Source organism: Streptomyces sp. NPDC048441 (assembly GCF_043200235.1).
Taxonomy (GTDB): Bacteria; Actinomycetota; Actinomycetes; order Streptomycetales; family Streptomycetaceae; genus Streptomyces.
Genome location: NZ_JBICXM010000001.1, coordinates 669,040 through 682,161, shown reverse-complemented (window position 1 = coordinate 682,161; position 13,122 = coordinate 669,040). Strand labels below are relative to the sequence as shown.

General features: G+C 70.1%; 13 protein-coding genes. 10 read left to right on the top strand and 3 right to left on the bottom strand.

Annotated elements, in window-relative coordinates:
- Window positions 1-23 precede the first annotated feature (23 nt).
- Window positions 24-1,085, top strand: coding sequence for a glycosyltransferase (locus ACGFSB_RS03040; RefSeq protein ID WP_393393116.1), 1,062 nt, complete (start codon window positions 24-26; stop codon window positions 1,083-1,085).
- 14 nt (window positions 1,086-1,099) lie between these two features.
- Here the strand turns inward: ACGFSB_RS03040 and ACGFSB_RS03035 are convergent, their stop codons facing one another.
- Window positions 1,100-2,086: a class I SAM-dependent methyltransferase gene (locus ACGFSB_RS03035; RefSeq protein WP_393393114.1), complete on the bottom strand. Its 987-nt coding sequence runs from the start codon at window positions 2,084-2,086 to the stop codon at window positions 1,100-1,102.
- Between the two features lie 110 nt (window positions 2,087-2,196).
- On the opposite strand from ACGFSB_RS03035, the gene ACGFSB_RS03030 reads away from it, so the two are divergent.
- From ACGFSB_RS03030 to rfbD, 6 genes are all read left to right on the top strand, one after another.
- Complete coding sequence (locus ACGFSB_RS03030) at window positions 2,197-3,813, top strand: sugar transferase (RefSeq protein WP_393393111.1); 1,617 nt, start codon at window positions 2,197-2,199, stop codon at window positions 3,811-3,813.
- A 4-nt stretch (window positions 3,814-3,817) separates the two neighbouring features.
- Entirely contained in the window at window positions 3,818-4,765 is a 948-nt protein-coding gene (locus ACGFSB_RS03025) for an NAD-dependent epimerase/dehydratase family protein (protein ID WP_393393109.1), read from the top strand.
- Entirely contained in the window at window positions 4,762-5,967 is a 1,206-nt protein-coding gene (locus tag ACGFSB_RS03020; RefSeq protein WP_393393106.1) for a glycosyltransferase, read from the top strand. Before ACGFSB_RS03025 ends, ACGFSB_RS03020 begins: the two co-directional genes overlap by 4 nt.
- 100 nt (window positions 5,968-6,067) lie before the next feature.
- Window positions 6,068-7,135: a glucose-1-phosphate thymidylyltransferase gene (locus ACGFSB_RS03015; RefSeq protein ID WP_393393103.1), complete on the top strand. Its 1,068-nt coding sequence runs from the start codon at window positions 6,068-6,070 to the stop codon at window positions 7,133-7,135.
- Window positions 7,132-8,118 carry a dTDP-glucose 4,6-dehydratase gene (rfbB, locus tag ACGFSB_RS03010; protein ID WP_393393101.1) on the top strand — a complete coding sequence of 329 codons (987 nt, stop codon included), beginning with the start codon at window positions 7,132-7,134 and terminating at the stop codon, window positions 8,116-8,118. The genes ACGFSB_RS03015 and rfbB overlap by 4 nt, the downstream gene beginning before the upstream one ends.
- Complete coding sequence (gene rfbD, locus ACGFSB_RS03005; RefSeq protein WP_393393098.1) at window positions 8,112-9,050, top strand: dTDP-4-dehydrorhamnose reductase; 939 nt, start codon at window positions 8,112-8,114, stop codon at window positions 9,048-9,050. The genes rfbB and rfbD overlap by 7 nt, the downstream gene beginning before the upstream one ends.
- On the opposite strand, the gene ACGFSB_RS03000 is transcribed toward rfbD, so the two are convergent.
- The gene (locus ACGFSB_RS03000; protein ID WP_393393096.1) at window positions 8,996-9,619 is read right to left on the bottom strand and encodes a dTDP-4-dehydrorhamnose 3,5-epimerase family protein; all 624 of its coding nucleotides are present in this window, start codon (window positions 9,617-9,619) and stop codon (window positions 8,996-8,998) included. The two genes, rfbD and ACGFSB_RS03000, sit on opposite strands and share 55 nt — an antisense overlap.
- Before the next feature lie 360 nt (window positions 9,620-9,979).
- Complete coding sequence (locus ACGFSB_RS02995) at window positions 9,980-10,675, bottom strand: alpha/beta hydrolase (RefSeq protein ID WP_393393093.1); 696 nt, start codon at window positions 10,673-10,675, stop codon at window positions 9,980-9,982.
- A 73-nt stretch (window positions 10,676-10,748) separates the two neighbouring features.
- Between ACGFSB_RS02995 and ACGFSB_RS02990 the strand changes: the two genes are divergently transcribed.
- The 3 genes from ACGFSB_RS02990 to ACGFSB_RS02980 all read left to right on the top strand — a co-directional run bounded on the left by ACGFSB_RS02990 (window position 10,749) and on the right by ACGFSB_RS02980 (window position 13,104).
- Window positions 10,749-11,396: a TetR/AcrR family transcriptional regulator gene (locus ACGFSB_RS02990; protein WP_393393090.1), complete on the top strand. Its 648-nt coding sequence runs from the start codon at window positions 10,749-10,751 to the stop codon at window positions 11,394-11,396.
- Between the two features lie 392 nt (window positions 11,397-11,788).
- Complete coding sequence (locus ACGFSB_RS02985) at window positions 11,789-12,763, top strand: type II CAAX prenyl endopeptidase Rce1 family protein (protein ID WP_393393088.1); 975 nt, start codon at window positions 11,789-11,791, stop codon at window positions 12,761-12,763.
- 134 nt (window positions 12,764-12,897) lie between these two features.
- A complete protein-coding gene (locus tag ACGFSB_RS02980; RefSeq protein WP_393393085.1) occupies window positions 12,898-13,104 on the top strand; it encodes a hypothetical protein in 207 nt (68 codons plus the stop codon).
- Window positions 13,105-13,122: the final 18 nt, after the last annotated feature.

Genomic DNA, 13,122 nt, shown 5'->3' with positions numbered 1-13,122 from the left:
CCGACGCTTCGGAACGGTCTCTTATGGACGACCAACCGGTTCGTTGGGCAGTAACGCCTTACGGCCGCAACGCAGGCAGCTCACGCGTCCGTGTCTTCGAGTGGCTGGACCGGACGGGCCTGGACTTCGCTGTCAGCAGCTACCTCTCGCGTCGCAACGCCACACCCTCGCGACTGGCCCGGCACCCCGTAGCGCTCCTTCAGGCGGAGCGGCGACTTCGGGACATCGCCACTGCCCGGCCGCGCCGGCTCCTTCTGCACCGGGAAGCCTCCCCACTCAGCCGCGGCGCGAGCGAGCAGCGCCTGCTCACGAGTTCGGAGTTCGCCGTGTACGACTTCGATGACGCCCTGCAATGGGACCACGGCGACGGTGGCCTGGCACGCCGCATCGCTCCCAAGTCCCTCAAAGCACGCGTCGCCGTGCGCTACGCCGACCGGGTCATCGCGGGCAACACGGTCCTCGCGGACTGGGCCTCCCAGCACCACCGTGACGTCGTGGTGATCCCGAGCTGCGTGGCGCCGGAGACGTACGCCCGCAAGACCACGCACGACCTCCATGACCCGCCACGCCTCGGCTGGATCGGCTCGCCGGACAACGAGGCCCATCTGCTGCTCATCGAGGAAGCACTGACCGAGGTCCATCGCAGGACCGGGGCCCGGCTGACGATCATCGGTACGACACGGCCCTCGCTCGGCCCGCTGGAGAGCTTCACCCACCGCGTCGCGTGGAGCGCCGCGAGCCAGCGGACGGCTCTGGCGGAGCTCGACGTCGGCCTCATGCCGGTGCCGGACACCCTCTACAGCCGCGGAAAGTGCGGCTACAAGCTGCTCCAGTACGGTGCCGCCGCACTGCCGGCGATCGCCAGCCCGGTCGGAGTCAACGCGGAGATACTTTCGCTGTTCGGCGCGCCCATGGCTCCACACGCACACGACTGGACCGACGCCATCCTCGGCCTGCTGGCCTCCCCGGCATCCGCCCGGGAGCAGCTCGGGCGGCGGGCCCATGACGTCACCTGCCGGCGGTACTCCTACGCCGAGTGGCTCCCCCGCTGGGAAGCCGCACTTGAGCTGGAAGCGACGCGGTGATGACCACCGCGGACTCAGGTCCCGTCGGAGCGCTGCGCCCCTCGGTAGTACCGGATGATCTCCTGCGGCGACATCCCGCCCTCCCGCTTGCGCCCCAGGAAGTAGCAGGCACCCGCGCTGTCCATCGCGAAGCGGCCGGGTACGACGGCGTCCAGGTACCGCAGCCCGAACAGGACACCACGCACGAGGCGCCCGGCCAGGGCGGAGCGGGTGACGCCGCGGACGAGGTGATCGACACTCCAGAGCAGCTGGGTGCCCGGCCCGGTGACCGGTCCCGCGGCGAGTTCGTCGAAGCGCCGGAAGAGGTAGCGGTGGCCGCTGGCCGTGAAGCGTACGAAGTCATAGGCGCCGGCGTGCACCTGCTGAAGGAACGGCGTCTCCGCGTACACGAGTCCGCGGCCCTTCAGCACCCGGTGCATCTCGCTGACGACCTGCCACGGGTCGAGCACATGCTCCAGGACCGCTTGCACCAGCACGGCATCGACGCTTCCGTCGGCCAGCGGGATCCGGTGGGCATCCGCGACGAACTGCGTGACAGGGCTGCCGGTGATGTCGAACCCGATGACCGTCACCCGCGGATCGTCGTAGACAGCGGCCACTCCGTTGCCCACCGTGCCACCACCGACCACGAGCAACGTGGGCGCCGGACCGGGGAGGAGCCGCAGCAGGCGCTGGACGTTGCGGACCGCCACCCGGTTCAGCGGTTTCCACAGTCCGCGCACGCGGGGAGGGAGTCGGTCGACGGCGGCCCTGGGAACGTCACCGCGCAGCTCGGCACCACCAGTGCGGTCCGCCGCCGTCACCAGCTCCTCGCGGCGCAGCACGCTGCGCTCGAAGTCGACGAGGACCGGCCACCGCCCCACGACGGGGAAGGCTCCCGGGCGGTGGTAGTGGCAGGAGCTCAGGGTGCAGTGCGAGCCGCCCGTGCCGACCGCCACCGACGACCGGCACCGCGGACACACCAGCAAGGGCCTGAGTTCGTCCAGAGTGGCCAGAGGCATACCCACCCCCATGTGCGATTTCTTGCGTTTCGGGCCAGTATTGCCTCCCTGTGTCACCGTCGCCACACGCTCGCGAGTCCGGAGTGTGCCGCGCGCGAGGGGGTGCTCCCATGACGGCCGGACATCTGAGCCCTCTGACGGCCGACATCGTGATCGTCAACTGGAACACCGGGCGCTACCTCAAGGAATGCCTGCGCTCCATCGCTCGCGCCGACCGGTCCGTCCTCGCCGTCCGCACCGTGGTCGTGGTGGACAACGCCTCCACCGACCGGTCCGCGTACGGCCTCGACGTGCCGGGGCTCCAGCTCAAAGTGATCGCCAACACCCGCAATCGCGGATTCGCCGCCGCGTGCAACCAGGGAGCGGCCCTGTGCGGCTCCGACTACATCCTCTTCCTGAACCCGGACACCAGGCTCCTGCCCGACACCCTGCGGACCGTGGGCGAGTTCCTGCACACGCCGACGGCCGAGCGAGTCGGCATCGTGGGAGTCCGGAACGTCGACGAGCAGGGGCGGCCCGGGGTCTCGTATTCACGATTCCCCAGCCTCCGCGGCTTCGTCGGCATGATGACCGGCCTCGACCGTGTCCTGCCCGCGCTCTTCCCTCCCCGTCACGCCCGCCCCGCGGAAACCGTCCGCTCCGGGCCCGTCGACCAGGTCATCGGCGCCTTCTTCCTGGCGCGCCGACCGCTGTTCGAAGCATTGGAGGGCTTTGACGAGCGGTACTTCCTCTACTACGAGGAGGTGGATCTCGCCCTGCGCGCGCGGAGGCGAGGCTGGCCGTCGTACTTCCTGAGTGACGCACGGGTGTACCACGCCGAGAATGTGAGCACCGATCAGATCCGCGGCAAACGGCTGGGCTACTCGCTGCGCAGCAGAACGCTGTTCGTCTTCCGGCACTGGCCCCGGTGGCGGGCGGGCCTGCTCGTCGCACTCTCCCTGACCGTCGAACCGGCCGCGAGGTTCCTCCGGGCGGGGCTGCACGGCGGAGGCGAACTCCGCGACACAGCCGTCGGCTACGCGGACTTCCTGCACTGGCTGCTGCGGCCGGGAGCGGCGGCCACCACGACGCCCGCAGCGCCCGCGACTCCCACCAGGCCGTCAACTCCCCGCCAGATTCTGGACATCGCCGTCAGCCTCGCAGGGCTCGTCGCGCTCTCTCCCCTGCTGGCCGTCGTCGCGGTGCTGGTGCGGATGACGAGCCGCGGACCGGTGCTGTTCCGCCAGCAGCGCATCGGCGAGGGCGGCAGAGAGTTCACGCTCTACAAGTTCCGCACGCTGCGCCCGGACATGGCGGGGCCGGAGGTGACGGGCAGCGACGACGCGCGGGTCACCCGGGTCGGACGGCAGCTGCGGCGCCTCTCCCTCGACGAACTGCCGCAGCTCTTCAATGTGGCGCGCGGCGACATGACCCTGGTGGGCCCGCGTCCGGAAACCCCCGGTCTGGCCCGGCGCTACCCGCCCGGATGCCGGTGGGTGCTCGACCACAGGCCGGGGCTCACCGGGCCGGTCCAGCTCAGGTCCCGCGCGTACGCCGCGCAACTCGAGGGACAGGCGGACCCGGAGGCGTACTACCTCGACGTCATGGTCCCGCGGCGGGTGACGCTCGACGCCGAGTTCCTGGCGGACCCCACCCTTGCCCACTCCGTGCGCCTGCTCATGCGCACGGCGCGCTACGTGCTGTCGGCGGTGGGGGAACGACCGGGCGGCACAAGGAAAGGAGGCTGACCCGATGCGAGCCATTGTGACGGGTGCGGCCGGATTCATCGGGTCGCACCTGTGCGAATACCTGCTGGCCGATGGGGACGACGTCCTCGGAATCGACGCCATGACCGACTACTACCCGCTCGCACGCAAGGAGGCCAACCTCGCACGCCTGCTGGGGAGGGACGGGTTCACCTTCCGGCGAGGCGACCTGCTGACTCTTCCCCTGGGACGGGAATTCGCCGGCGTCGAGGCCCTCTACCACCTCGCGGGACAGCCCGGCGTCCGCGCGTCCTGGGGCCCGGAATTCGCGGTGTACCTGGAGCGGAACGTACGCGCTACCCAGCGTGTCCTGGAGGCGGCGCACGAGGCCCGGCTGCCCAGGATGATCTTCGCGTCGAGCTCTTCGGTGTACGGCGACGCCGAGACCTGTCCCACGGCCGAGACGGAGCGCCCGCGACCGGTCTCTCCGTACGGCGTGAGCAAACTCGCCGCCGAGCACCTCTGCGAGATCTATCGCAACAGCTTCGCCGTACCGGTGACCTCCCTGCGGCTCTTCACGGTCTACGGACCGCGCCAGCGACCGGACATGGCGTTCTCGCGCCTGATCACGGCCGCCCTCACCGACGGCACGTTCCCGCTCCACGGAGACGGCGAGCAGACTCGTGACTTCACCTACGTCACGGACGTGGTGAGCGCCATGCGACGGGCGGCGCTCTCTCCATGGAACGGAGTCGCCAACATCGGCGGCGGCCTTCCGGTGACGATGAACCAGATTCTGGCCGTCGTCGCCGAATTGATCGCGCCCGTCCGCGTGGTCCACCACGCCGCACAGCCCGGCGACGCCCGCCATACCGCGGCCGACATCACGACGGCACGCGAAGCGTTCGGCTACCGGCCCGTGACCGGCGTCCGCGAAGGTCTCGCGGCGATGGTGGAGGCCGAGCGCGCCGCATGGACGGTGACGCGTTCATGAGGGGCTGGCCGGCCGCGCCCGCCCGTCTTGTGCCACGGGGTGAGTTGCCTCAGCAGCCGGTCCCGCCGCGGATCAAGGTCCTGCATGTGATCACCCGGTTCTGGGCGGGCGCCGGCGGCAACACGCTACTGTCGGCGACGGGGATGGATCCGGCCGTGTACGAGGTGTGGGTGGCGGGCGTACCCGGGGGCGATCTGTGGGAACGGGCCCGGACGGCCGGTGTGCACACCGTGGAGGTCCCGCGCTTCAGAGAGGTACTCACCCCCGCGGACGTCCTCGTGCTGTGGCGACTGGTGCGGCTGATCCGGTGCGAACGCTTCACGATCGTGCACACCCACTCGGCCAAGGGCGGCTTCCTCGGACGCCTCGCCGCACATCTGTGCCACACGCCGGTGGTCGTCCACACCTTCCACGGCCTCAGTTTCCACGCCCAGATGCCCCGATGGCGGCGCGTGTCGTACCGGATCCTGGAGCGGGCGACCCGGCGCTTCACCCATGCCTTCCTCGCGGTGGCCCCGCTCCTGGCGGCGGAGGCCGTCGCGCAGCGCCTGGCCCCGCCGGGCCGTGTCCGGGTCGTACCCTCGGCGGTGGACCTGGACCACATCCCCCACGGTTTCGACCCGGCCGCACGGCGCGAGCTCGGCGTCCCCGCGGATGTCGCTCTCATCGGCACGGTGGGCCGCGTCGACCGCCAGAAGGCCCCGCTGGACTTCGTCCGGATGGCTGCCGCGGTCCACGCCGCGCACCCGCGGACCGCCTTCGTGATCGTGGGTGACGGCCCACTCGCCGACGACGTCCGCCGGCTGGCGGCCGAGCTCGGCGTCGAGGTCCGGCTGACGGGCTACCGGCCGGACGCGGACCGACTGGTGGCCGGCCTGGACATCTTCGTGAGCACGTCGCTGTACGAGGGCCTCGGCCGCGCGCTCACCGAGGCCCTCGCCACCGCCCGGCCGGTGGTCGCGACGGCGGTGAACGGCGTACCCGATCTCGTGGAACCGGGCGCCACCGGTCTGCTCGGCGCGCCTGCCGATCCGGAGGGAATGGCGCGTGCGGTCGGGTGGCTGCTCGACCATCCCGACGAAGCCGCCGGCATGGGTCGCCAGGCGAGCGCGCGGGTTCGTACGGCCTTCGCCCCGGCCGCCATGTGCGCTGCCATCGACGAGTGCTACCGCCAACTGCTCGGGCTGCCGCCCACACCTTGACGCGACTGAACAAGGGGTTCAAAATAGACATATACGTCGTAAACGTACGCCAGCCACGTACGGCGACATCCCGCACTAGCCGTGCCAGGGGACGAGGACCGTGAAAGCGCTTGTACTCTCCGGCGGCGCGGGCACCCGCCTGCGCCCCATCACCTACACCTCCGCGAAGCAACTGGTGCCGGTCGCCAACAAGCCGGTGCTGTTCTACGGACTCGAAGCCATCGCGGATGCCGAGGTCACCGACGTCGGCATCATCGTGGGAGACACCGCGCAAGAGATCCGGGAAGCTGTCGGCGACGGGTCCAAGCAGGGTGTCGACGTCACCTACATCCCCCAGGAAGCTCCGCTCGGTCTGGCCCACGCCGTACTGATCGCCAAGGACTTCCTCGGAGACGACCCCTTCGTGATGTATCTGGGCGACAACTTCATCGTCGGTGGCATCTCCGGTCTCGTCGACGCCTTCCGCGCCGACCGGCCCGACGCCCGGATCCTGCTGACCCGCGTGCCCAACCCCACCTCGTTCGGCGTGGCCGAACTGGACGGGGCGGGCCGCGTGGTGAGCCTGGAGGAGAAACCGGCCCGGCCCAAGAGCGATCTCGCGCTGGTCGGCGTCTACCTCTTCTCCCCGCTGATCCACGAGGCCGTCCGCTCCATCAGCCCCTCCCGCCGCGGCGAGCTGGAGATCACCGACGCCATCCAATGGCTCATCGACCAGGGCCGGGACGTGCGTTCCACGACCATCTCGGGCTACTGGAAGGACACCGGGAACGTCACCGACATGCTCGAGGTCAACCGCACGGTGCTGGCGACGCTGCCCCCCGGAATCGAGGGCAGCGTCGACGAGGCCAGCGAGATCATCGGCCGGGTCCGCGTCGACGCGGGCGCAAGAGTGACCTCCAGCCGCATCGTCGGCCCCGCCGTGATCGGCTCCGGGACCGTGATCTCCGACGCCTACATCGGCCCGTTCACCTCCATCTCGGAAGACTGCCGCGTCGAGGACAGCGAGATCGAGTACTCCATCGTGCTGCGCGGCGCCTCCCTCGTCGGAGTCCGGCGCGTAGAAGCATCCCTGATCGGCCACAACGTCGAGGTGACCCCGGCTCCCCGGCACCCCGCGGCCCACCGCCTCGTACTCGGCGACCACAGCAAAGTGCAGATCGCCTCATGACCACGAACAGGATTCTCGTGACGGGCGGTGCCGGTTTCATCGGCTCCCACTACGTACGGACCCTGCTCGGCCCGGACGGCCCGCGGGACGTGACCGCCACCGTGCTCGACAAGCTCACCTACGCGGGCAATCCGGCGAACCTCGACGCGGTGCGCGGCTCCGACCGCTTCTCCTTCGTACAAGGAGACATCTGCGACGCCGCACTGGCCGACACGCTGCTCGCCGAGCACGACCAGGTCGTGCACTTCGCCGCCGAATCCCACGTCGACCGCTCCATCGCGGGCGCCGACGCGTTCGTGCGCACGAACGTCCTCGGCACCCACGTTCTGCTCGACGCCGCGCTGCGCCATGGGCCGACGACCTTCGTCCACATATCCACCGACGAGGTCTACGGCTCGATCAGCGAGGGCTCGTGGCCCGAGACCGACCCGCTGCGCCCCAACTCGCCGTACGCCGCGGCCAAGGCGTCCAGCGATCTGCTGGCGCTGGCCTACCACCGCACACACGGCCTGGACGTACGGGTGACCCGGGCGTCCAACAACTTCGGGCACCACCAGTTCCCCGAGAAGGTCATCCCGCTTTTCATCACCAACCTCCTCGACGACCAGCAGGTCCCGCTCTACGGCGACGGCCTGAACGTCCGTGACTGGCTGCACATCGACGACCATGTGCAGGGCATCGAACTGGTCCGTACCGCCGGGCGGCCGGGCGAGGTCTACAACATCGGAGGCGGTACGGAGCTGTCGAACAAGGAGCTGACCGGGCTGCTTCTGGAAGCCTGTGACGCCGGCTGGGACATGGTCAGTTACGTCGAGGACCGCAAGGGACACGACCGGCGCTACTCGGTGGACTGCACGAAGATCCGCACAGAGCTCGGCTATGAGCCACACACGGATTTCGCCTCGGGACTGGCCGGGACCGTCACCTGGTACCGCGATCACCGCCCCTGGTGGGAGCCGTTGAAGGAGCGCGCCGCATGGTGAGCCCCACCTGGCTCGTCACGGGAGCCCACGGGATGCTCGGCCAGGATCTGCTCCGCCGCCTTGCGGCAACCGGGAACGAGGCGGTGGGCGTCGGCCGCGGCGAACTGGACATCACCCGGCGCGAGGCCGTCCGCACCGCGATCGTGCGGCTGCGCCCTGCCGTCGTCGTCAACTGCGCGGCCTGGACGGACGTGGACAGCGCCGAGTCCCACGAAGCCGAAGCACATGCCGTCAACGGCGACGCGCCGCACCATCTGGCCGCCGCCTGCCGGGAATCCGGTGCGCTCCTGCTGCAGATCTCTTCCGACTACGTCTTCTCCGGGGACAGCGAAAGGCCGTACACCGAAACCGACCGCACCGCCCCGCGCACCGCCTACGGGCGGACCAAACTCGCCGGCGAGCAGGCCGTCGTCAGCACGCTCCCCGACGCCGGCTACGTGGTCCGTACAGCCTGGCTCTACGGCGCCGGCGGGGGCAATTTCGTCCGCACCGTGATCGCACTGGAGGCCCGCGAAGAGACCCTCGACATCGTCGACGACCAACGCGGCCAGGCCACCTGGACCGCCGACCTCGCCGACCGCCTCGTCCAGTTGGGCACATCGGCACTGGCCGGCACCGCCCCGCCCGGCGTCTACCACGGCACAAGCGCCGGCGACGGCACCTGGTACGACCTGGCCCGCGAGGTCTTCCTCCACCTCGGCGCGGACCCCGCCCGGGTCCGCCCCACCACCACCCGGGCTTTCCCGCGACCGGCGCCCCGCCCGGCGTACAGCGTTCTGTCTCACGGCCGTTGGCGGGTGGCGGGCGTCCCCCCGATCCGCGACTGGCACTCCGCCCTGACCGCGGCGTTTCCCGCACTGCACACGGCCGGGGATCATCACTCGCCGATCTCGCCGATCTCGCCGATCTCGCCGATCAGGCTCCGGCGATAGGCACGGCACTCCTCGTACGAGGGGAGCAGCCCTTGCGTTCCCGCTTCCTCCAGTGTGGGCGCCGCCGCGTCCTTGTCGGAGAGCAGCGGAGTCAGACCGGCGGGCCACGCCACGGCGAGCGCGGGATCGAGCGGGTGAACGCCGTGCTCACGCTGCGGCGCGTAGCCCTCGGAGCACAGATACACAACCGTCGAATGATCATCCAGAGCCATGAAGGCATGTCCGAGGCCCTCGGAAAGATACACACACCGAGGGGTCACCTCGTCGAGCCGCACTGCTTCCCACTGACCAAAGGTGGGAGAGCCGCTACGGATGTCGACGACGACATCGAGAACAGCGCCGCTGACACACGTCACGTACTTGGCCTGCCCCGGGGGAACCGAGGCGAAGTGGATTCCACGGAGAGTGCCGCGCGCGGAGACGGAGCAGTTGGCCTGCGCGAGACGAAACCCCTGCCCGGTGGCCGCGCGGAACCGGCCGTATTCGAACCACTCCTGAAACGAGCCCCGGCTGTCCGCGAAGACCTCCGGCTCGTGCACCCAGGCACCTTCGATGCCCAGCGACTTCACGCGAACACCTCCGCCACCGAACCGGCTCTCCATCCGGTAGCCCCGCTACCTGCCCTGCGCCGATGCACTTTCGTCACCCGTCCCGTCACCCGATCTCCGTCACCGCTTCTCACCCTGGTCATCGGGTGTTTCGGCGTCGAAGTTGAACGACCGGCGTAAGGAGTAGGTCTCGCGGTCCGCCACATCACGGCGTGGGAGGGGGCACGGCTCAGGCGTTCATTGGTCCTGACGTGAGCCACCTGCTTTGGGCGTGGACACGGTGGGACCTGACACTCAGCGACGTCGGCCCGCCCACCTGTCGAAGCTACGGCTACGACCTGCTGGGCTGGTTCCGGGTGCTTCTCTGCACCAGCCAGGCCGTCACAGGCTCAGCAGCAGGTCCCGGACCGCGGCGGGCTGGGACAGGAACGGGTGGTGGCCGGCGTCGAGTTCGACGACGCTGTCGGCCCGGCGGGCGAACTCTCGTTGCAGCCGCGGCGGAGTGCCCCGGTCCTGGGCGCAGATGAGGTACGTAGAGGGCAACTGCTGCCATGCGGCCGCCCCGACCGGCTGCCCGGTCACCCGCACGCTCTGCCGGGCGAGGTGGGCCGCCGCCTGCGCCTGGACCTCGGGGTCGCAGTCCTGCAGGAATGTATCCACGAGCAGTTCGGGGCGGACCCCGAATGTACCGGCGTCGGGGTCGACGTCGAGAAACGGGGCGGGGCTGCCGTCCCCGAACTCCGACAGGCTCTGCCCGACCTCGGGCAGGTAGCTGGAGACCAGCAGCAGGTGGCGTATCGACCCGATTCCCGCGGCGGCTTCCGCGGTGATGATGCCTCCGTAGCTGTGGGCGACCACGATGGTCGGCTCGTCGCTATCCCGCAGCACCTGCCGCACCGCGGCAACATCCTCGGGCAGCCCCGGACCGCCGACGCCGCCGGGCAGGCCCGCCTCGCCGCAGCTCGGCAGCGCCGGGGCCACGCTCGGCACCCCTCGCTCCTGCAGCAGCTCGGCGGTGCGGTGCCACCACCACGACCCGTCCCGGACGCACGCCCCATGCACGAACACGACCCTCATCGCTACCTCCACGTCTGCCTTGACTGCCCCCTCGACGATAGACGTAGTAGCTGTTACGTGAAAAAGTAGGGCGATGGGCAGACGACCGCAACCGCACATCAAGGAGAGGCTGCTCGATGCCTGCGCTGATCACGCCCTCGCGCACGGCCTCCCCGACCGGCTCGAGCCGCTGGCCACCGCCACCGGCACCTCAGCCCGAATGCTGATCTATCACTTCGGCACCCGCGACGCGCTGCTGCGGGCCGTCCTCGGGCACGCGCGACAACGTCAACTCGACACATTCGGCGACCTCCTGCGGGTGCGACCCGACGAGCCGTACACGGCCACCCTGAACAGCGCCTGGACCTCCATCACCGGCCCGGACGGGCAGCCGTACCTGCGGATGTTCGGTCAGCTGCGCGAGAGTGCGGAGCAGCAGTTGTGGCCCAACTTCCGGCGCACCGCGACGACCGACTGGCTCGGGCCGCTCGAGGACGGCCTGCGCAGCATCGGTCGGCCGGATCTCGCGACGCTCGTTCTCGCTGTCATCCGTGGTCTCCTCATGGACCTCGACGCCACCGGCGACACCACCCGCACCGACCGGGCCTTCCGCGACTTCCTCGGCGCAGTCGAGCACCTGTCCAGGGGCGACCGCTCAGGCGCGGTTCCCCTCGCCCCAGATGGTGTCCCGCCGGGCGGTGTAGCAGCCCCACCGAGGCCGGGGAAGCCGAACGGCTCATGACGGCCCTTCTGGTCGGATGCCCGGTATGCCGAGGCTGACGGGCGCGATGCGGGTCAGCCGCTGTGACTGCACGTGAGCTGTCTTGGCAGCGGCCTCTGCCCTGTCATTCAGGAGCCTTGTGCGGCCCTCCGGACCTCCAGGCCTCGTCAAAGGACGCCGCATCGGGCCTGGTAGGGCTGCGAGCGCCGGTCATCAGTTCAACACCGCGAACGTGACCGTGGCTGCGCCATTAGCTCCAGGCGGCGGCCAGGTCTACGCGAGCCGAAGCGCCGCGGCTCCTGCATCGAAAGATGTATCGGCGTCTCATCCGCCACTACGACCCCGGCGATCGCGTGGGCGCCGAGGATGGTGAATACCCCTGGTGCGACCGGGTGTTCAGCAAGGAGAGAGCAATGACCGACCCTCGCCCCGACTCGTCCGTTGACTCCCTCACGCCTCCCTCACGCTCCGGGGCTCTGGGCCGGGCCCTGGGCGGCGGTCTCATCATGGCCGTCGCGCTGGGGGTCGGGACCGCGGCGGGCCCGGTGGTCGCCGACGCCGTCGGGCTGACCGGGTTCGCCGCCCGCCTGGTGCCTGCCGCGCTCGTCAGCGCGGTGGCCATGCCACTCGTCGTGTTCGCGCTGCGTCGGCGGCGCGGCTCGCTCGCGGACATCGGGTTCGGCGGTGCGGGCCCGAGTCTGCGGGCCCTGCTCTTCGGGATGGGTGTGACGGCGGGTGCCGCGGCGCTGGTGCTCGGTGCGGGGACGGCCGCCGGGATGCTGCACTGGTCACGCCCTGATCTGCCCACGCTCGCCGGATACATCGTGACGAACGTCGTGATCGCTCTGCTCCTTGAAGCGCTGCCCGAGGAGACGACGCTGCGCGGCCATACGTGGACATCGCTGCGGAGCCGGTTCGACGGGGTGGCATCGGCGCTCGGGACAACGGCCGTGTTCCTGGTCGTACCCGGTGTCTCGACGGCCGTGGAGGCAGGCGCGGCACGCCTCGTCGGCGGCGAGGGCGGGCCCGTCGGCCTCGCGCCCGGAGGGCAGAATCCAGCCGACTACCTGATTCTGCTCACCGTCTTCGGCCTGATGCTCGTCGCGGCCCGCACGGCGGTGCGGCACGCTCCGCTGTGGGTCGGCATCGGCGCGCACCTGACCTTCCTCACCGTCAACCGGGTTGTGTTCGAGGGCGACCGGCGAAATGCGGGGTGGTCCGTGGAGACGACGCCGGAGGCGGAGCTCCTCGTACCCGTGTATCTGCTGGTCGCCATGGCCGTGTTCGCGCTGTGGCGGCGGCGTGCGGCGGACCCGGTCGGGCCCGGCCGGAAGGTCGCGACCGCGTCCGGCCTCCTCGGCCAGGAGGCCCATCTCCCGGCGCGCTGAACCTGAACGGCGATCACAACAGGCAGCCGCACCTACACGCCGCGGAACCGCACCAGCAGGTCGTGGGGGCGCGTGATCGTTGTCGCGGACGGTGCCCGCCCAGGCGCTGCGCCGCGATCGGGCGACTGCAAGCCTTGGCTGTCCTCGACAGCTCGCACAACATCCTCGCCTTCCGGCCGCAGAACGTCATGTTCAGCTTCGTCGTGGGCCTGCTGCTGATGACCTTCGGCATGTACGGCCAGGTCAGCGGCTCGCTCCCCCACGACAACCCCTACTGGCTGTCACGCCACAAGGACTGGACTTCTTCGCCGGTCAGCGCGCTGACGTGGGGCCTCCCCTAAGGGGCGGCCCCACGTCAC